This window comes from Enterobacter sp. Crenshaw, from assembly GCF_024734705.1.
GTDB classification, from domain to species: Bacteria; Pseudomonadota; Gammaproteobacteria; order Enterobacterales; family Enterobacteriaceae; genus Enterobacter; species Enterobacter asburiae_B.
The window spans coordinates 907,495-928,122 of the sequence record NZ_CP102932.1 but is presented as its reverse complement, the minus strand read 5'-3'; the positions used below and the strand labels follow the sequence as shown (position 1 = coordinate 928,122).

Genomic DNA, 20,628 nt, shown 5'->3' with positions numbered 1-20,628 from the left:
AGATATAAAGTGTACCGTACTGTACGGTACTGCACTTGGACTTCTCTATGAACAGCATGACGAGCGTACTGATGAAAGGTTTTCAGGAGACACTCCCGAGGTGTCGTATTTCCGGTTTAACCCGGTCCAGCATAGTGATGGGCTGTGTTGTCATTTCCGCCATCAGTATGAGCGGATGCGCCATAATCCCCGATCTTGGCACCCCACCGCCTATGAAGACGGTCACACAACTTAAAAGCGATCAAAGTTTCCCGCACCAGAACGGCCAGTGGCCGAAAGATTACTGGTGGAAGAAATACGGTGACGAGCAGCTCAACGGACTGATTGATGACGCGCTTAAAAATTCCCCCACGCTTAACATCGCCGAAGCTCGCGTGAAACAGGCGCAGGCGATGACGCAAAGTGCGAGCGGTTCGCTTTTCCCTGAGGTCACCGCAAACGCCAGCTTTATGCGGGACAAAATGAGTTACAACTATGTGACGCCTGAAAGCGCAACGCCTCAAAACTGGAACAGCTATGGGCGCACCACGCTTGATATGAGCTGGGAAATTGATTTTTGGGGTAAAAACCGCGCAGCGCTCGCGGCTGCGACGTCTGGTGAAATGGCGGCGGTAGCGGAAGAAGCACAAACAAGGCTGGTGCTCTCTTCTTCTATTGTTACCGTTTACGCGGAGCTGGCGCATTTATACACCGTTCGCGAAACGCTTAACGACACCCTCACTATACGAACCAGTACGCTCGCGTTGTTCCAGCAACGGCATGACGCGGGGCTTGAAGATTTATCCAGCCTGCAACAGGTTGAGACGCGTCAACTCAACGCAAAAGCAAACCTGGTGGCAATAGATGAAGCTATTGCGATCAAAAAACATGAGCTCGCTGCCCTGATCGGCGATGGGCCTGATAGATCGCTGGCAATAACCGCGCCTAAGGCAACGCTTTTAGCGCATGAGGAACTTCCTCCCAATATTGCGCTGGATCTGATTGGTCGCCGTCCTGATATTGTCGCGGCACGTTTACGCGCCGAGGCGGCAGCAGAGCAAATCAAACAGAAAAAAGCCGGTTTTTACCCCAGCGTTAATCTGGTTGCCTTTGCCGGGTTCCAGTCATTGGGTATTAACAACCTTACCCGGAGTGGCTCAGCAATTGGCAGCTTTGGCCCGGCCATATCGTTGCCAATATTTAATACGCAGAAGCTCCAGGGTGATTTGAAATACGCCAGCGGTGAATATGACATTGCCGTGCAGGTTTATAACGACACGTTAACGAATGCACTTCGGGAAGTGAGCGATGCGCTCACCAGCAGAGCCTCTCTTAAAGACGAGATGCTTTATTCTCAGGGCGCAGTCACGTCGGCAGAAAAGGCGTATTCCCTCACCAGACAAAGGTATGAAGGAAAGGTTGCTGATTATCTGGACGTGTTGTCCTCGGAAGATGAGCTGGTCGCGGCCCGCCGAAAATTAGCCGACGTAAATTCTCGCGCTTTTACGATTGACGTCGCATTAGCGCGTGCATTGGGCGGCGGATATACCTCGAGCAAACAGTGATTTTTTAACACCAGGTTAATTACTAAATAGTGGAAAGAAAGGAAATAAAATGAGTCATTCTGCAGCTATTGAAAATCAAAATATTGAATCATCCGATATCAAAAAGAAAAAAAGAAAACGTTTATTCTCTTATCTCGCATTAAGCATCGCGCTGGCAGGCGCAGGCTCGTTCGCCTATTGGGAATTAGTGGGTTCCCGATATGTTGAAACCGATAACGCCTATACCGATGTCGAGTCCGCGCAGCTCTCTTCTGCGATCACCGGTACGGTCAGTGCCATCCTGGTCACGGATTCTCAGGTGGTAAAAAAAGGCGATGTTCTGATCCAGCTGGATCCCACTGACGCAGAGTTAGCGCTTAATCAGGCGGAAGCAAACCTGAACCTGGCCATCCGGCGAGTAAATGGATATAAGGCCACCGACACAAAACTCGGCGCAGAAGTTGTGGCGAATGAGAAAGAGCAAAAACGCCTGCTGGCCCAGGTTGATGCCGCAAACGCTGACTTTCAGCGCGCGACGGTTGACCTCAAGCGCCGCGAAGCGTTAATGCAGACGGGCGCGATTTCAGGCGACGAGCTGACGCGTATTCAAAACGTTTACGCTTCCGCACTGGCAAACCTGAATGCCGCTAAAGCCGCCGTGGCGCAAGCAGATGCAGCAAGACAGGCGGCTGTGGGCGCAAGACAGGCGAATGCCGTGATGATTGAGGATGCAAATACCGAAACCAACCCGGAAGTTGCTCTCGCCAGAGCCAAGCGCGATCAGGCCAGACTGGATCTGGAAAGAACCGTGATCCGTTCGCCAGTCGATGGCGTGGTTGCTCGTCGCCAGGTCGAGCTTGGACAACGCGTCCAGCCTTCCACACCGTTATTGTCCGTGGTGCCGGTGCAGCAAATTCACGTCAATGCCAACTTCAAGGAAGTTCAGCTCCAGCATGTGAAAGTGGGACAGAAGGTAGAACTGGTAAGCGATCTGTATGGCGATAGCGTGCCTTTCCATGGAACGGTCGAAGGCTTTGATGGCGGCACCGGCGCAGCGTTTTCAATTATTCCTGCGCAAAACGCAACGGGTAACTGGATCAAGGTTGTTCAGCGTTTGCCGGTGCGCATCAAACTCAATGCTGATGAGCTTGCAGCGCATCCGTTGCGGGTTGGGCTGTCCATGAAAGCGACAGTTAACTTAAAAAGTGAATAACGGAAACCAGGCCATGTCTACATTAGTTATCGATAATCAGCCGCCTTCGCTGAAAGGCGGTATGTTATGGATTGGTGCCCTGGTACTTGCAATGGCTAACTTTTTAGCCGTGCTCAACATGACCATTGCAAACGTCACTCAACCCAACATGGCTGGTGCCCTGGGCGCAGGAACCAGCCAGGGCACGTGGATCATCACGGCCTATGCCGTGGCTGAAGCCATTACGGTACCACTATCAGGATGGTTAACCACACGGTTCGGCGGCGTGCGCGTTTTCTCCGTTTCCGTGTTCATGTTCGGTATTTTCTCTTTGCTTTGCGGCCTTTCCACTTCGCTGGGAATGCTGCTGCTGATGAGGGTTTTTCAGGGCATGGCGGGAGGCCCCCTGATGGCCTTATCACAAACGTTACTGCTGCGTATTTTCCCGAAAGAAAAATCCATGCAGGCGACGGGATTATGGGCGATGACAACATTGCTGGCGCCCGTAATAGGCCCGGTACTGGGTGGCTGGATTTGCGATCATTACAGCTGGTCGTGGGTGTTTATCATCAACGTTCCGATGGCAATCGCTTTTTCAGTCGTGGCGTGGTCAGTACTGAAAATCTTCGAAGATACGCTGGTTAATAACTCTATTGATATCGTTGGGTTTATTTTATTGGTGATCTGGGTTGGTGCCCTGCAGATCATGCTCGATGAAGGGAAAGATCTTGACTGGTTTGCCTCAGAAGAAATTTGCGTTCTGGCGATTATTGCCTGTATCGGCTTTTTAAGTTTCTGTATCTGGGAGCTGACCGCTGAGCATCCGATCGTCGATATCAGAGTGTTTCGCCATCGCGGTTTTTCGGCCAGCATGTTTGTGCTCGCACTTGCGTTTGGATGTTTTTTTGGTCTGAATGTCCTCACGCCTTTGTGGCTACAATATAACTTAGGGTATACAACAACATGGGCAGGGATTGTGGTGGCCTGGGGCGGACTTTTGCAGGTGGTATTTTCTCCGGTTGCCGCTAACCTCTCCAACAAAATCGATCCGCGCATTCTTATCTTCTTTGGCTGCGCCTGGCTGGGTCTCGACACCTTCTGGCGATCCTATGCGACGACCGATATGGACTACTGGTCCATCTGCGTACCTTTGTTATTCATGGGCGTTGGAATGCCGCTGTACTATGTCCCGATTACGGGGCTTGCAATGGGCTCTGTAGATGAAACGGAAATGGCTTCAGCCGCGGGGCTAATGAACTTTGTTCGAACGTTATCGGGTGCATTTGCCACATCGCTCGTAACGACGTCATGGCAAGACCAGCGCTATATTGCGCATGACAAACTGGCGTCCGTCGTCGACCCTACTGGCGATCTTTCGCACTACATTAGTTCGGCTCCTCAGCAAGGTGGACAATTTGTGCGTGAGCTTTTTGACAAGATGGTAAACAGCCAGAGCATGATGCTGTCGACCAATAATCTGATGATGTCGATCGGCGTGATATTTTTTATCGCTGCATTCGCAATTGCATTAGCGCCTAAACCTTCGCGCGTGGTGGATGCCGCGTCTGTAGGACACTGATATTTATTCAGCACAAGGACGTGAATATCAAAAAAACAGAGAAAATCTGATGGACAGTAAATCATATACGCCGGGCAGCCGGGATATTCTGTACAAGAAAATATTCCTTTCAATTTCCGAAATGAAATACCTTGAAAGAGAAATAAAAAAGTTCAACTGGCTAGAACGTACTTTTTTAAGAAAAAAAGAGTTCTATAAAATGCAATATCACAAAAGCAAATGTGACAGCAATTTCTTTAGATTTATCAACAGCGGGCAAGACAACCAGAATACGTTAATTCATATCCTTGAACAATTACCTGAGAACCATCCTGACCGAACATGGCTGACGGGCTTTCTGCTTTGAAACCATCGGGCAAGTAACGTAATAAGCCGTTTCCCGGCTGATTAACATTCCGGATGTGACATATATAAAAACGCTAAATTCAGGTTAACATCATGAAAATGAGTGGCTTTCAATGTCTTATTGAAAAGAACAGCGATTATAAGGATGTTTGTCTCACCATTCTTCTAATACTGCAGGTTTTAACTATTTTTATCATTTCCCCTGTGACGGAGAGCGAACATAAAAACTATCACTGGCTAAACAATGCATTGTTCTCAGCGATGGCCTTGATTTCGGTATTCATTGTTTCGAAGGATATAAAAAGGTATCTGGCTATCCTCAGTTTTTCTTTTTGTCTGGTCGGGTTGGCCGTCGGGTCAACAACGACGACGCACAAAACCACAGGGATACTGGTTCTCCTGTCAGGGATTTTTTTCTGTCTCAACGTTAGCTGGATTGTGGCAAAACAGGTTTTCGATGAGGGTGTTGTGACGCTTCATCGCATTCGCGGCGCCATGGTTATCTATCTGAATATCTCACTTTTGTTTGCGCTGCTGGACTGTTTACTGGTGGGTTTCATTCCAGATGCATATACAGGAATATCGGACGATAACTCAATTGAAACGATGCTTTACTTCAGCCTGACCACGCTAACCACCCTTGGCTATGGAGATATTCTGGCAATTCATCCTTTTGCACGTAATCTGGCGATGCTTGAAGCGGTGATGGGTCAATTCTATATGGGTACGATGATCGCTATTTTAGTCGGTTTACATATAGCACAGAGGACTCCTGCGTCAAAAAAGTGAATAAACGCTATTTTTAACATGCCGGATAGTTATCTTTTTGCTGGCTGAAAAAAGTGGACGCTTCCCAGTGGAAGAAGCGTCCAAAAATCAGGCAATTATTCAGACACAGATTGAAACCGTAAACTGACGATCTCATCGATAATATCTCACACCCTCTTCTCTTCATTATTTACATTTTCTGCCATGGCATAAGAAAAAACTCATCCTGCAGGCGTTAGCGTTTTTAGCGGGCGTGTTACCCGCGCAAACCGACAGGATAGTATTCATCCCGTCGGAGCTACGTAACCAGTGGCTTTTCACGTGAGGTGGACGAATTGTGCACAGCGCAGGCCGCACCACTTCCAGGAGGGCGATACCCGCGAAGGACAGATGCTGAGCGGTTGCACGCTCGCTGTTTCAACACAGGTAAAATCAATGGTGTAAGATGATTACAATCAATTAAAGCGATCATTTTTTAAACACAAGAGAGCTTATGCAAGCAACTTTAGCTTTTTTCAAAAAGTTAAGCGTCATCACACTGTCTTACACCCGCTCAACGCAAATCAATAACCTATTGATTTTATTGAAATAAAACCAATAAAAATTCTAAAAACCATTAGTACTCAACAAAATATATAAACTCGTGTGATATCTAAATTATAATTCTTATACTTATGTTCAAAAGGTGGAGGTCAAAATGCGATTAACCCTACTGCTGTTATGCTGTCTCGTACAAAGTGTAACCTGGGCTGGCGACCTGCCAAAACCAGTTGGTAAACCCATTTTAACGATTTACGGTAATATAGAAAATACCAATGAAAATGGAAAAGCAGTGTTTGATCTCGCCAGCCTTGAAAAACTCGGAGTAGTGAGTTTCGAGACGACATCTCCCTGGTATAATGGTCGTACGAAGTTTGAGGGTGTTCCAATGAACAAACTCATGGAGTATGTGGGTGCGAAGGGAACTAACGTTAATGTTATTGCGCTCAATGATTACTCTACCGTGATCCCTCTCAGTGACTTTAAAAAATACAACGCCATACTTGCCTTAAAGGTCAATGGCGAATATATGCGCATCCGCGATAAAGGCCCATCGTTCATTGTATACCCCTATGACAGTCTTCCTGAGTTGAATAATCAGATTTATTACTCACGATCAGCATGGCAGGTTAGCAAAATGAAGATTGAGTAGTCGTTCAGGAGAACATAATGAACAGGATACTGGTTGGTATCATTTTTTCTCTTTTTATCACGACAGGATATATTGCATTTCTTGTTTACGATCGACAGCAGGAATTGCAAAAACTGACTCAATACACTGAGTCCTGGTCCGTGGCACAACTGGTATCAGAGTATTACCGTTTTGAATCATGGCTTGGTCTATACGCAACCGATACCGATGACGTTACGATAGACCAGGTCCGCATGCGTCTTGAAATTATGCTAAGCCAGAGCGATTTAATGAAAGGGGGTGATTTAGGTCGCTATATTGACAGTGATAAAGCTCATCAGGAGCTCGCTTTTCGCTTAGAGAAAATACTGGCCTATCTGGATAGCCATCTTGAAAAAATGAGCCACCCAGAGCTACAGGCATACCTGACAAATATGCATGACCTTGATGCGCCGCTGAGCCAGCTTTCAGCAACGGCATTGACGAAAGATATTAACACGGTTAATGAATCCAACCATAAAATACAGATTCTTTATTATATTTATTCGGTACTTTCATTATTACTGGTGATATTAAGCTTTATTCTGGGTTTCTTAATGATCTACCAGAATAAAAACATTCTCAAAGCGCACATGCAGGTTAAAAGCCTTGCTGACGAGCTTCAGATATCAAAAGAAACGCTGCAAATTCAGAACTCGAAGCTGGAATATGATGTTTATCATGACTCCCTCACCGGCATGAAAAACCGCCTTTTCTTCTGGGACGATCTCAACAAAATTAATCTTCAGGCAGATAAAAACCACATCCCCGTCACGGTGATGTTATTTGATTTAGACCGCTTCAAAGAGGTCAACGATACCTATGGCCATGATGCAGGAGATTTGCTGTTGAATCAGGTATCCAGACGCCTCACCTCAATGAGCAGCGCCACTGATACCTTTTACCGTTTGGGCGGAGACGAGTTTGCCCTGCTTTCCAGTGGCCTCACTGAAGCAGCCGCCGTTTCGCGCGCCAAAGAAATCAGCGAACATATCAGCCAGCCCTATACGATTAATAACCAGCTGATAAAAATTGCTACCTGTGTGGGGATCGTTTTATCTGATAATGAACGGCGTTCTGACTACCTTTATAAATTTGCCGATCTGGCGCTCTACGAAGCCAAAAAAGAGGGTTCACAGCAGATAAAAGTTTTCCGTCAGTGGATGCTGCAAAAGTTACAGGAAAGCCGAACCCTCGAACATGATATGGCACTGGCGATCGATAACCATGAATTCGTTGTTTATTACCAGCCTATTGTCGATTCATTCAGCAATGAAATTTACGGCTATGAAGCGCTTATTCGCTGGATACACCCCGTGAAGGGGATACTGTCACCCGATTACTTTATTTCCGTCGCTGAGAAAACGGGGATGATCAACCAAATCGGCAAAACCGTGCTGGAGCTTGCCTGCCGGGAAGCGGTTTCCTGGGCGGTTCCGGCAAGGATCTCTGTGAACGTCTCACCCGTTCAGCTGGGCACGAAATCCTTTACGGCAATGGTACAGTCCATCCTGAAGGAGACAGGACTTCCGGCGAACCGTCTTGAATTAGAGGTTACGGAGTCATCGCTCTTCAGCGACAGCAACACGCCGATCACTATTCTCAAAAAGCTGAGAACGCTGGGTGTAAGAATTTCAATCGATGATTTCGGGACGGGTTATTCGTCGCTCTCACGGCTGAGTGAACTAAATTTTGATAAAATTAAAATCGACAAATCCTTTGTGAACCCGATATCCACGCAGGATGATGCCCTTAATATCGTTAAATTGATAACCGGCATGGCGAAGAGCCTCAATATGAGGGTCATTGCAGAAGGTGTTGAAACCGAAGCGCAGCTTGAACGTCTTCAGGCGCTTGGCTGCGATCTCGTGCAGGGATATCTGTTCGGAAAACCACAGGCTGAGATTGACAGGAAGATTAGATACGGTTGAAATGGTTGCGCGGCTTTTTCTGGCCTAAAACCCTTTAGTCGATTGATAATCAAAGGTTAAACAATGAAAAAAACAGCCCCGGAATATACGCCTGTTGATTTATCTCGTTGGGCCAGGAAGGAGCATTTTGAAGTATTCCAGTCATTTGCTGAGTGTACAATTAACCAAACGGTTCTGATCGACATCACCGCGCTGCGAAAACATATCAAAAAGGTCGGCTGGAAGTTTTACCCGACGATTATTTTCCTCCTCTCTAAAATCATGAACCGGCATCCGGAATTCCGTATGGCCATGAAGGATAATGAGCTTGTCATATGGAATGAAATTCATCCGAGCTATACCATTTTCCACCCTGAAACAGAGACCTTTTCATCATTGTGGAGCCACTTCGACGGCAATATTCAGCACTTCCAGAATACGTATGCGGAAGACGTTGCCCGCTATGGCAATAACCTTTCTTACTGGCCGAAGGAAGAGTCCCGGGAAAATGTCTTTTTCGTATCGTCTATTCCCTGGGTAACGTTTACGAACTTTACGATGAACATTGCGCACATGAAGAACTTCTTTTCTCCTATGTTCACGTTTGGAAAATACTACGAGCAGGATGGGAAAGTGCTGTTGCCGCTCGCGGTGCAGGTCCATCATTCGGTGTGCGATGGTTTCCATGTGGCAAGGATGTTTAATGAGTTGCAGGAGATGTGTGATGGTTTGCCGGAGTTGTCGGAGGGACTAAATAGCTGATACGCCGAAGGCGGTTTTAAAAGATGGTGCGATAATAGGAACAACACAAACCCTCAAGATATTGATATTAAAGAATTTATTTTCAACAACAGATTAACATGCCCCCAAAAATGCCCCCACATCAAAAAAATGATGAATGCGTAGTGCCAAGGTAGGTGGATATTATGAAGAAGGTCAATCTACTCATTAAATCTTGAATGATATGGCTGTGAAACATTTGATCACAGCCGACTATAGAACCTAACTTAAAAGAAACTGTTTAATGGTCAAATAATCTCTTACCCTACCATCCCAGTGAGATTTAGAATTTTTCATCGATTCAATGAGGTCCTCGAATAAATAATCTCTAGTTTTAACAATTATTTCTCTATCTGGAATGCCTTCAGGATAAATTTTGTGAATATGCATCATCACATTGAATTTTTGAGTACTACTTGAGGAGTCATCTTTACTGCACGCATCAATTATAGAGGTTATATTTATTTTTTTTAAACGACAAACCTCTACCATGAATTCGAATTCATCTATTGTCATATAATAAATCCTTTCTTTATTAATTGGTAATTCACCATTCTTTTCCTCAATCATCTTAAAAAATGAATTATCAAGCATATCCTCAATCGTTTTGCCTGTAGATATATAATGATCCATATGAGTGATTATGATTAAAGAATCTCTTTTGGATTTTTTATTACCATTGATTTTATTTATGGTTCGAGCGCAATCCAATCCCTGCAAAACTCCTTTGATAAAACTATTACCTAATCGCTGTTTAATTACAACAGCAGTGTTTGAATATTTAACCGTTTTATCGGGCTCAATTGCCTTTGAGTCTATATAAACATTCCCTTCATCTTCTTCGAGGATGAAATCGACGACCTTAGTTTTTTCAGAAACTTGATGTTTTCGATATAACTCTTTAATTTGCCTTTCTGTTTTAACTTTTGGAAAGACTTCAGTTAGGAGGGTTTCTATGTAATTCTCCATAGCCTTTCCGAACTTATCCTTGTAAGCCGACCCCAAATCTTTCTTAAGTAATGAAGGAACTAGGCCAGAGAGTGATGCTCTTAAAATATGTTTGCTCAACACTACCAAACCTTCGTCAATTTGTATGAAGGGTTTGGACAGCATTGGAGTATCAAGAAAATATTCTATGTCTTTTTGCTGTTCATCTCTGAACTGAACCATGAATGCTCTAAGCTCAGACCATTTCACCGAAACAAGATTTAGATAATTCTTAAGTGTCTCTGGGCTAAAATAAGGTATTAGGTGTATTATATAGACATTTGAAGCGATATATACAGATTCCTTATTATCTTCTACACAAGATAATAATGCAAAGTAAGCGCTTATTTTATAATATTCTTCAAGAGTTAGACCATACAACTTTTCGAAGTTGCGCTGAAAATAACCGCCACCATAATTAGCATACCAGTAGTATTGCCGTGCAAGTGTGTTAAGTTCCAATTTCATGGGAACTTGATACAATTTCTGATTTACGATCATTCGTCTTATGCTGAGTAAAATTTTATTATTGTCATAAAGTCCTTCAACTTCACTTTGCAAATTATAAATCCTATTGATAATATCAATAAAATCCTTCATTTCCATTTCAATGCATTTATGACGAATTGGCTCAGATAGCTTCCATTTCAAAGCAAGAAAGCAACACCAAGGGAAATTAGATACAATTCCTGTCTTTGGTTGTCGAATAGTTTGAAAGTGCATATACATATTTTTGAAAAAAGAGTCATCAGTAAAAGTATTTAATTTCTTTTTAATGGATGTGACTTTACCGCTGTAATTCTTTGCTGTTTGAATCTGTAGTGGAAATGTTACTTTCATTGTAGCCACCAATTTTCTTCTTATGAAATCTAGTAGTGACTCATCTTAAACCATTATTAACAAACGAAACAATCTATGCAAAAAATCTTTTAAAGACCAAAATCGCACTACACCGCACCCGCCTGCGGTTTTCAGATCGCAAAAATTTTTCAGTTGGTATTTTTTACAAATGATAGCGCCAGACCGCGCCACACCTGGGGATTTACAGCGAGCAGAGAACTGAAAAGAGTGAAAAGAATTTCAGCTTTTTTCAGTTTAGCTTTACTCCAAAATCGTAAGCACTTGAATTAAGCTATTGATAGTAAAGGGATATAAATTTTTAGGTGAGATTTTTCATGATAACTGACGGCACACTTAAAAGTTAAGCAGCTGATTCTTATAAACATTTTTGCTTAAGCAACTGAAATTTAACGAACCGAAGCCGGGAAAATTTTAGTTACTCCCGGCGAGCCGTTCACTGGCTCTCTTTGGCTGCCAACAGGAGTTCTAATGCTTTTTGTCGCTCGTCGGGTGGCAGGGCATCCATTAGCTCTTTAATCCGTCCCTGGCCGCTCAAAGCGCTGGGACTAATCGTGTGTGAGAAGGAAACGTTCATCACAAACGTATGCCCACACTCTACATTTGAGCAATAACAGTACACATCTGATAATTTGGGGTGCTTTCGGTTTGTTTTCCTCACCGTTGCCGCAGACATACACTCTGGGCAGTTAATTTTCATTACTCGCATAGCTAAACCTCTTTTGCCAGCCAGAATAAGGGATTTGAATCCCTACCTCTTGTTCTGAACGTGTAACACTGGTAACACGTGTAACATCGTTGATTTAATTGAATTTAATCTGTTACCAGTGAGCTAAATAAAGAGGTAACGCGTGGTAACACACTGATTTTTGTTACCACTGTTACCAGTGGATATTTCTGACTGGTAACAGTGGCAAGCCTCGTCATTACTGCCTGTTACCTCTGTTACCAGTGTTACCTCATAAAAATAAGACTCACGCGATAACTATTCGGGATCGGCGCTACCCAGTACTTGCGTATTAAACTGGTACACACGCTTAAGCCCTATTTCTGGCAGGCGAACGCTGTTTTGCGTTCTCCCGTCTTCCCCGGCTTTCAGCCAGCCCGCCTCAACACACAATCTGGCTACCTTTCGCGAATCGAACCCTTTACAAATTTCTTTCCAGCCAGATGGCAATACGTAGAAGGTCACAGTGGATTCTGTCACGTTGTCGCCCTTGTCCACTTTCCTGAACCCCATCATCGACAGTGGACGGTTCTTGTCGTCGTGCCAGTCAGCAAAGCGGCTGAACTGGTTACGTGTCATATAATCCCTGACCTGCTCCAGTGCGGTTTTATCCTCCTGGTTTGCGGTATGCCCTCGATCAGCCATCCATGAGGCCAGGCAACACTCAGCAGCCCTGAACGCCTCACCTTCAGGCCATCCGGTTATCCCGGCTTGTGTGGCAAGTTCTCCAGCCATAGCAACCAGCGCAAAACGGGTAACGGCACGCCCAACTTGGTTTCCTGCATCCGCTGGGGTCAGCCTGCGGGTGTAGTCCTTCAGCAGCGCTTTCGCCTGGCTGGTCAGTTCCTGGAGATCGGCTGTCAGACAATGCAGCCAGTCGCGGAAGGGTGAGCCATGATAATGAATAACGGCGTGTTCCAGATGCTCCGCCAGCGCTTTACCACCACTAAAGCCGTGCAGCTCCTCAAATACCCCATGCTTGCCCGAATCACTCGGGATCTGGATCATGCGTACTTCAACCCCGGCGTAAGTTCGCTCTCCGGCATTGGCGGCATGCTCGACCAGTGACAGCTCCCCCGTGGAAAGAAACAACAAATTCCAGCGGTTTGTTTCCCGTACCGAACCATCAGTTCGGGCGCGGGCTTTGCCCTGCCCGTTCGCCAGCATGTAGGCAATATTCCCCGCCTCTCTGCCATCCACCTCTCGGATTTCATCAAGCATCAGTGTGGCATCATTGCGGCGGCTGGCCGTTCCTTCCAGCGCGTTCCCGGTAGCACGCCATGTATGCCAGAAATCCGTACCACCACACACCGAAGCAGCCACTTTCATGGTCGTGGTTTTACCGTCTGTAGATTCACCTTTCAGGTGATAACCGCCGCCACCTATACCAACCAGCTTCAGAAGCGGCGCGGCGAATGCCAGGCTTACGGCAAAGGCCAGCCGGGCATTATTGACGCAATAGCGGCCTATATTTTCCCGCCATTCTTCCGTGGTGCCCGTAACACGAAAATCACGCCCCTGAACGCTGGAAGTCTGGAGAATGACAGACTGTGACTCTCTGCCGATCACTTCATCCTGAAGAACATAAACGCCGCCATGCCAGCCTGTTTTATTCACGCAGGTCACTTTTCTGTCGGGCTTGCACAGGGAGATGTATTCCATCAGGTGCGCTCTGGCCATCCCGTTGATATTGATATAAGAAAGCCCATTGACCAGCAGCACGCGCCGCAGTTCCTCTCCGCTACCACCCAGCATTTCCATCGGCATTGCCCATTTTCGGCTAATGCCGTTGGTGTCCTCCCATTCCAGCAGACGGCCATAATTACTGCCGTCAGCATCGCTGGTGATAGCAGTCACACGCAGCGGACTGCAAATCTTGATATTACGGATCTCAGTATCACCATCTGATTTATTCACCAGCTTGTCATACCACAAATATTCTTTCGTGAGCCTGAACCCCTGCGGTAATCTGGTTTGCCCTTTTCCGTGCAACGTCATTTCCTCCCGGAAGGCTTCACGCGCCCTTTCCTTCCCGGTTTCCTGACGATAATCATCCCAGTCGGCTTTATGACGTACCGGAGGAAGCGTTACCCAACCATCTACGGCTTTCGCGGCTTTTTCAGCCCATACCCGGCCAGTGTTCTCTTTCCCGTCAACAAGATCGTTATCTCCAGCCAGGATAATCCGGGTGTCCGGCCATCGAATGCGGATTTGCTCCGCAACCTTCACCAAATTTGTGGCCGCAATGGCAGCAACGATCCAGCCGTCAGCCAGGAGGCTGACCGTCAACGCAGTGGCATATCCTTCAGTGATAATGACCTGTTCCGGAGCATCAGACGGAACATCAGCCACGGCAATAAACGCGCCTGACAGCTGACTGCCGGGTAAAAGACTTTTATCACCATCAGAGTTAATAAGCTGACCGCCTGTAACATTCCCGGTGATGTCAGTTAAAGGCAGCAGCAGCGACCCGGCTGGAAAAGTCATCCCCGCCAGATTGATGGCAGCAGTAAGAAGCGGTAAAGAGTAACCCTGCAATCCCTTTCCGGTCAGATAGGCTGATTCACCGTTTTGAGACAACTTTTTAAGTTTCTGATAGCGGTCTGCTCCGGTCTCTTTTCCCGCCACCTTTTTCCTGGCTGGCATAGCGAGTTTATCCTGTACTTCAGGTAATGCCAGAACCTCAGAGACCATTCCCGCGACCTCCTTCACTGAGCGCCCTGTCACCAGACGGACTAAATCAAGGCCATCGCCATTGCCGCACTGATTACAGAACCATGTTCCGCGCCCCTCTTTGTCATCAAGACGGAAGCGATCTTTTCCGCCGCAGGCCGGACAGGCACCGTGGCGTCGGGCGGAAGGAACATTAATCCCTAACGCGGAAAGGATGTGTGGCCATCGCCCGTTTGCTGCCCCCGAAACCGCAGATACAGACTGAACTTTCATAACAGTACCTCCCCGACTCCCGCAGTGGTAATGCTGAAACCAGGAGGTACTTCTCCATCGGGCGCACCGAAAACGATGTCCCGGTACACTTCGCGTAGCTCAGAAACACCAAATGCGGAAAGGCGAATATTTTCAGCCATGTAACCGGGTGACAGCATTCGCTCCAGAACGTCACACGCCAGGCGATGCCCCTCTTCCTGGCCGAATTCGTTAATCCAGGGTGCTTCAATGTGATAAAGAATATTCATGGCCACACGATCAGGTGTCAGCTCGATACGCTCGCCATCCTCGATATACACAGCTTCTCCATTAATCCGCTGCATCAGGGAAATATAGGCATCAGCAATGCAGGAACGCAGAAATGCCGCCCGAAACTCAGGTGAATGGACTACGAGATTAGCGTTCATGCTTTTCTCCTTTAATGGTACTGGTTTCTCTCACCACACCCTCCAGCTGTTCTGCAATACAGGCCATGATTGCTGCGGCTCCCTCAGCAGAAACTGTTCTCTGCCCACTCATCGCAGGAAATGACAGAACTTCGGCCAGGAACTCGCTCGCCAGCGCAGCCCGTAAAAGACGGTTCTCGCCTGCTTCAGTCAAGGTGCAACCGTGGTTAGGGATGGGTAAATGACTCATGCGCTCACCTCCCCGAGATTGTTCATCGGAATACGTGCGGCGAAGCTCAGTACAAAATCGGCAACGAGTTTCATGCGGGCAGCACGCTCGCAGGTTGCAACAGTACGCACAGCGAATGGACGCGCGGCATAATCAGTACGGCGCACTGCGAGAAAAACAAAGGTAAATTCTGGATGTGACAATGTAGGGATCGAAGCCATGGCGGCAATCTCCTTCAGATAGCGGTTAACGCTACCACCGGAGTTTCCACGCCCACTGGTGGTAGCCCAGACGGGGGTGGAAATACCGGCTCTGAAGGATACCGGCCTGACCGAAGTCAGCCCCGCCTGAGCCACCATTACTCGATAGCTACAACGGCAAAGAAACCGCTGTAAAAGCAATAGGTGTGCAAAGACACGGACACAAAAAAAGACGCGTGGCGCGTCTGGTGTCGCCTTCAGATTACACGGGTTTCCACGCCCGGTTGCCGATTTTGCGGCAACGGTGCGAATATAGCCCGAGCAATTGGCAAGGCGCAAGAAATTTATAACCGAATTTAGTTTATTGAACATCCATCTAAATCCTGACATGCTTAAGCCTCAGTTTGAAGTTGAGTTTTTCATTTTTCCTACGCTGTGAAACAGACCCGCTTATTAGCGGGTCTTTTTATTTCTTCAGCATCAGTCGGAGAAAGTTACAGCGCTCTCATCCACAGCGGCATAAAGCTCAGGCTCCCCCAGCGCATAGCCTTCATTGCGAAGATAAGAATTAACGTATTCACTTTTCTCATCATCAAACTCAGCCCGGAATGATCGGGTTCGGGACTGGGTATAAATGTGCAGATTATCCAGCGTAGTGACCGCAAGACGTTTTCCCGGCATGAACGGCGGGATAAAAGCAAACCGTCCGGCAACCGAACTGACTGCCATTTGCGCAGCATCCACATCAGCCGGGCGATCAGCCGCGTTGAAGAGCTTAAGTCGCTGTTTAGCAGCAAGCTCGGCACCCACGAGAACCACCAAGCGTGGATCTTCACGATAAGGTTCGGCAATCAGCTCTGTAATGAGGTGATTAGCAAGCAGGTCGAGATTCTTCCATTCCCCGGTTTCACCGAGGGTTACAGGAGTAGTTAAGACTTGTTGACCACCCTGATAGTTTTTTGCCAGCGCATGCCACCCGATATTTACGTCCTCACCTTTTTTATTGATCTCAGGATCAGTCGTATCGGCAATTGACTCTCCATTAAAACCAACCCGCAACATATCAAGTGCATAAGCCTGACTAAAAAACGCACTGACCGATTTATCAAATTCGCCCTGGGCACCTGTATGATAAATATGTGACATATCTAAATAGCTGATTCGTGCACACGTGTCAGTTTCGGACAGAAAAAATTCAGTGCCATTTATCGCTAACATCTTACGGAATCTTCCACCGTGAACTCGTCCTGTATGTAACTCGCTGGCTCCAATATTAATGGCATTACCTGAAACAGCATTAACGTCACGCAAAGTGATATTATTGATTAACCAACCAGACTCAAGAATTGAGCTTCGCAAAATATTTTCTGTTGGTTTACTTAATGAAAATCTTCTGTTTGAAGACTCTTGGTAATTTGTGCCAGATACGAATTTACTGTGATAACGGCGTGCAGCGTCCGGCCTTTCGGCTTTGAATGCGTACATGATTTATCCTTTTATTATTTACGAAATATTTTTTTCTTGTATTGAGAGATCTGATTATATTTTACAGCATGCTCTACATACTCACGATCGCTTACTACGGAGCGAAGAATGGCATTTTCAGCACGGTAGTACTCCCGATAGGCCATAGTTCGAATTATCCCACCTCTTTCCAGTTCGTAACGGTCATTTGGATATGCACAACATTTAAGAATGTGCTCAACTGCATTATCCAGTGCACATAGAGCATCCAAGATAAATCTCACATCCCGAACTAAAGTCGCATCGTTTAAAACGTTAATAAACTCAGCGGGAGAAATTAACGGTCTGGAAAACGAGTTAAGATTTTTTTTACTAACGTTCTTTCCGATATGTTCAGCCTCTTCAAGTAACAAACTTCCGAATCCTCTGAAGAGACTTACCCGGGTTTGCTGCTCTTTCTGTCGTAAAAATGCAGAATGGTACTGTCTTTCATAGGCATCACGCGCCCCTTTCACGGCATTTTTGTTTTTTACTTCAGAAACTGTTCTGGCGTTAACATTCAACCCTGCATTTTTTAATGCGTACTCGGCAGAGCTAACATCCTTTTGTCGGAAGGATAACTCTTCTTCTTCACGCTGACATAGCACCTCAAGTCGACTCATTAAGAGATTGATTTCATCGGCAGTCGCTTCCGTATCGGGGATTGTTAGCCCTGTTAAAGAACGTAATTCCTCTCCTTTATGACGCAGTTTATTTAACATAAAGATCTCGATGATTCTTATTATACATGCAGAATCACCATATCCTTCATTGAAGATACTGACCTTATAAGTATCTAATACCGTTACTTGTTCGCATTTAAGAGAAGGATAAAAGGATTTACCCTCCATTGGGAGTTTAATAGATGTCATATTAGTCATATTGGTCCTATTCTTAACAATTTTAATTAGATGTGTGACTATCTCTCCAGGCATAATAATCACCAGCACGCCACCTTGACATACGTCCTAACTTAATCGGCTTCGGGAATTTACCAAGAGAGATCAGCTTATAAATCCACTTATCAGTAAACAAGCAATCAGAGGTGATATACTTCATATCAATTAGTGAGTCTGCACTAGGGCGAGTATCAGTGAGCGCCATGATTCGTTCCTCTCAATTCATCAATTCGTGTCAACGGAGAGGATTAAAGCACTTGGTTTGGATGTAAAAAAGGCGAGTAAGTAAAAAAAACTTACTCGCCAATAATGTTAATTATTTGTGAAAACAGGTTTTTTGAAAATACTTGAAATCAACTTACTAATTACTGCGAAAGACAACGGAGGTTCTTTCTTATCAGGCCAAAATTCATCGGCTCGGGTGAAGATAAGCTCTGTTAACGCTGTAGCGTTGTCTTTTTTAACATTCGAATTTTCTTTATAAAGATAAATGGCCACACTCAAAACTTGATTTCTTTTTGCTGCATGTCGCTCTTGTTGAGCAATTGATAGCGTTTTATATACATCAGCAGGCGATGACTCATTATTAATGATGTTATGAAGCTTTCGAACGTCCTCGCTTTCAAGATACCCATCATGCTCCAAAAAAAAGCCATCCGAATTTTTCCAGTCCATCTGGATAAATTTAACATCATTTGAAAACACTTTCCCAGCTGGAACGAGAAGTGAAGGGTAATCTGGAAATTGACCACTAAAAAAGATAAAGTCTTTTTGGACTTTTGGCGGATATTTAAAATAACCTTTAATACGTGCAATAACTAAATTTTTATCATTTTTTACTTCATATATTTTTATGAGGCTATATTGACTAATATAACTATAACCCTCATCATCCTTATCCAATGAATCAATATGATTAATAAATTCACTTATATTTCTTACTCGATGCTTTGAGAAGTTACCCTCCCTGCCTACATAGGCTGAGAACAAAAAATCGTTCTCCCCGGCCAGATACAAAATATCTTCTTCTTCACAACTTAGTATCTTAGCAACTTCAGCCACTTTATAATGTGTGCGAAATAATTTTAAAGGAGTAGATTTATTTGCCATTAAGATTAATTCCCTCAATAAAATCCGCATACCATTGCATCATATTCCTGCGCCCTTCTAAATATTGAGCATGGTTGTAAATCCCACGAATAGAATTTTTATCCAAATGTGCAAGCTGGGTTTCAATCCAAGCACTGTTAAAACCTTTCTCGTGTAGAATCGTACTCATCGTATGCCTGAAACCATGCCCCGTCACACGACCAGCATATCCAATACGTTTAAAAACTTGGTTGATGCTGGCTTCACTCATGCACTTACTGGGATCGTTGCGTCCAGGAAACATGAGCGGATAGTTGCCTGTCAGTTCTTTCAATCGCCCGAGATGAGCTAATGCTTGTCTTGATAGCGGTACAATATGAGCCCTACGCATTTTCATGCGTTCTTTAGGGATTTCCCACAGTGCGTTCTCAAAATCCACCTCACGCCATTCCGCTGCTCGTAACTCTCCAGTTCTGAGACCTGTTAAGATGAGCAAATATGCACCCAGTAATACAATCGGACTTCCTGAATAAGCGTTAAGAGCAGTAAAGAACTCCGGCAGCTCGTTAGCTTTCAGGAATGGATAGTGAACTGCTTCGTGCCCTTGCATTGCACTGGCAAGATCCGGTGCCGGGTTGTAGATCGCTCGACCTGTTACGATGGCATAGCGGAATACTTCACCGCATCGTTGACGGACTTTCTTCGCTTTTTCCATTGCTCCTCTGGCTTCTATTAATCTCAGAACTTCAAGCAGCTCTAGGGGCTTAATATCAGCAATGGGTCGATGGCCAATCTGCGGGAAGATGTCTTTCTCAAATGCCTCAATGATGTCTGAAGCGTAGCCTTCAGACCATTTAGGTGACTTCATTTTGTGCCACTCTAACGCCACTTCTTTGAATGGATTGAGTATCTCTGTAGCAGCGGTTAAAGCATGTTTTTTGGCTTTCTTCACTTCACCAGGGTCTTCACCGGCTGCGAGCAATTTCTTTGCGTCTTCACGCTTTTGCCTGGCATCAGCCAAAGAAACCGTTGGATAGACACCAAAAGATAAACGCTTCTCTTTGCCAGCAAAACGGTACTTCATACGCCAGTAACGTGAGCCATTGGGTTCTACTTGAAGATACAGACCACCTCCATCAGACAGCTTGTAGCTCTTCTCTTTTCCTTTCGCGGCTTCAACCTTTCGGGCATTCAGCATCATTGGGGGCACATTTCCTAGACCGAACAGAACATGCCCCTGATTGTGCCCCCAAAGGCATGTTGATTTCAATAGATAGAGGTTGACGTCAAATGACTGAAAACAACGTAAAACCTATGTTTTAAAAGGATTTTATTGATGTGAGTTGACTTGAGAAAACTAGGGGATGGTGCCGATAATAGGAGTCGAACCTACGACCTTCGATTCCAATGACGTGTTTCACAAGTCATTGATTCTTCGAACCGAATGCGCTGCTCCTGAAAGGCAAAACTGACACAACTGATCACAGTTGCCCCTGA

Annotated in this window: 19 protein-coding genes; 8 read left to right on the top strand and 11 right to left on the bottom strand. The window is 45.5% G+C overall.

Annotated elements, in window-relative coordinates; genetic code table 11:
• Positions 1-47: 47 nt before the first annotated feature.
• From NWV12_RS04310 to catA, 8 genes are all read left to right on the top strand, one after another.
• Positions 48-1,544: an efflux transporter outer membrane subunit gene (locus NWV12_RS04310; RefSeq protein ID WP_143345969.1), complete on the top strand. Its 1,497-nt coding sequence runs from the start codon at positions 48-50 to the stop codon at positions 1,542-1,544.
• A 49-nt stretch (positions 1,545-1,593) separates the two neighbouring features.
• Positions 1,594-2,736 carry an HlyD family efflux transporter periplasmic adaptor subunit gene (locus tag NWV12_RS04305; protein ID WP_047648609.1) on the top strand — a complete coding sequence of 381 codons (1,143 nt, stop codon included), beginning with the start codon at positions 1,594-1,596 and terminating at the stop codon, positions 2,734-2,736.
• A gap of 13 nt (positions 2,737-2,749) precedes the next feature.
• Entirely contained in the window at positions 2,750-4,294 is a 1,545-nt protein-coding gene (locus tag NWV12_RS04300) for a DHA2 family efflux MFS transporter permease subunit (protein WP_047742743.1), read from the top strand.
• Between the two features lie 49 nt (positions 4,295-4,343).
• Entirely contained in the window at positions 4,344-4,640 is a 297-nt protein-coding gene (locus NWV12_RS04295; protein ID WP_048979327.1) for a hypothetical protein, read from the top strand.
• 92 nt (positions 4,641-4,732) lie between these two features.
• A complete protein-coding gene (locus NWV12_RS04290; RefSeq protein WP_048979326.1) occupies positions 4,733-5,428 on the top strand; it encodes a potassium channel family protein in 696 nt (231 codons plus the stop codon).
• A 676-nt stretch (positions 5,429-6,104) separates the two neighbouring features.
• Positions 6,105-6,599 carry a molybdopterin-dependent oxidoreductase gene (locus NWV12_RS04285; protein WP_039263874.1) on the top strand — a complete coding sequence of 165 codons (495 nt, stop codon included), beginning with the start codon at positions 6,105-6,107 and terminating at the stop codon, positions 6,597-6,599.
• Positions 6,600-6,616: 17 nt separating this feature from the next.
• Positions 6,617-8,548, top strand: a complete 1,932-nt coding sequence (locus NWV12_RS04280) for a bifunctional diguanylate cyclase/phosphodiesterase (protein WP_048979325.1) — start codon at positions 6,617-6,619, stop codon at positions 8,546-8,548.
• Positions 8,549-8,611: 63 nt separating this feature from the next.
• On the top strand, positions 8,612-9,289 hold the full coding sequence (gene catA, locus NWV12_RS04275; protein ID WP_048979324.1) for a type A chloramphenicol O-acetyltransferase: 678 nt from the start codon (positions 8,612-8,614) through the stop codon (positions 9,287-9,289).
• Between the two features lie 240 nt (positions 9,290-9,529).
• Here the strand turns inward: catA and NWV12_RS04270 are convergent, their stop codons facing one another.
• The 11 genes from NWV12_RS04270 to NWV12_RS04220 form a co-directional block, all read right to left on the bottom strand.
• On the bottom strand, positions 9,530-11,143 hold the full coding sequence (locus NWV12_RS04270) for a hypothetical protein (RefSeq protein ID WP_233788482.1): 1,614 nt from the start codon (positions 11,141-11,143) through the stop codon (positions 9,530-9,532).
• A 445-nt stretch (positions 11,144-11,588) separates the two neighbouring features.
• A complete protein-coding gene (locus NWV12_RS04265; protein ID WP_101744440.1) occupies positions 11,589-11,861 on the bottom strand; it encodes an ogr/Delta-like zinc finger family protein in 273 nt (90 codons plus the stop codon).
• A 276-nt stretch (positions 11,862-12,137) separates the two neighbouring features.
• Positions 12,138-14,825, bottom strand: a complete 2,688-nt coding sequence (locus NWV12_RS04260) for a DUF927 domain-containing protein (RefSeq protein WP_101744439.1) — start codon at positions 14,823-14,825, stop codon at positions 12,138-12,140.
• Complete coding sequence (locus tag NWV12_RS04255; protein WP_063137331.1) at positions 14,822-15,232, bottom strand: hypothetical protein; 411 nt, start codon at positions 15,230-15,232, stop codon at positions 14,822-14,824. The genes NWV12_RS04260 and NWV12_RS04255 overlap by 4 nt, the downstream gene beginning before the upstream one ends.
• Complete coding sequence (locus NWV12_RS04250) at positions 15,222-15,461, bottom strand: hypothetical protein (RefSeq protein WP_042713601.1); 240 nt, start codon at positions 15,459-15,461, stop codon at positions 15,222-15,224. Before NWV12_RS04250 ends, NWV12_RS04255 begins: the two co-directional genes overlap by 11 nt.
• Positions 15,458-16,012, bottom strand: a complete 555-nt coding sequence (locus NWV12_RS04245; RefSeq protein WP_074136102.1) for a host cell division inhibitor Icd-like protein — start codon at positions 16,010-16,012, stop codon at positions 15,458-15,460. The genes NWV12_RS04250 and NWV12_RS04245 overlap by 4 nt, the downstream gene beginning before the upstream one ends.
• A gap of 108 nt (positions 16,013-16,120) precedes the next feature.
• The gene (locus NWV12_RS04240) at positions 16,121-17,125 is read right to left on the bottom strand and encodes a P2 family phage major capsid protein (RefSeq protein ID WP_101744438.1); all 1,005 of its coding nucleotides are present in this window, start codon (positions 17,123-17,125) and stop codon (positions 16,121-16,123) included.
• A 14-nt stretch (positions 17,126-17,139) separates the two neighbouring features.
• Entirely contained in the window at positions 17,140-18,078 is a 939-nt protein-coding gene (locus NWV12_RS04235) for a hypothetical protein (RefSeq protein ID WP_233788485.1), read from the bottom strand.
• The gene (locus NWV12_RS04230) at positions 18,047-18,247 is read right to left on the bottom strand and encodes an AlpA family transcriptional regulator (protein WP_045324665.1); all 201 of its coding nucleotides are present in this window, start codon (positions 18,245-18,247) and stop codon (positions 18,047-18,049) included. The genes NWV12_RS04235 and NWV12_RS04230 overlap by 32 nt, the downstream gene beginning before the upstream one ends.
• A 107-nt stretch (positions 18,248-18,354) precedes the next feature.
• Positions 18,355-19,152: a hypothetical protein gene (locus tag NWV12_RS04225; protein ID WP_101744437.1), complete on the bottom strand. Its 798-nt coding sequence runs from the start codon at positions 19,150-19,152 to the stop codon at positions 18,355-18,357.
• On the bottom strand, positions 19,142-20,332 hold the full coding sequence (locus NWV12_RS04220) for an integrase arm-type DNA-binding domain-containing protein (RefSeq protein WP_047642328.1): 1,191 nt from the start codon (positions 20,330-20,332) through the stop codon (positions 19,142-19,144). The genes NWV12_RS04225 and NWV12_RS04220 overlap by 11 nt, the downstream gene beginning before the upstream one ends.
• Positions 20,333-20,628: the final 296 nt, after the last annotated feature.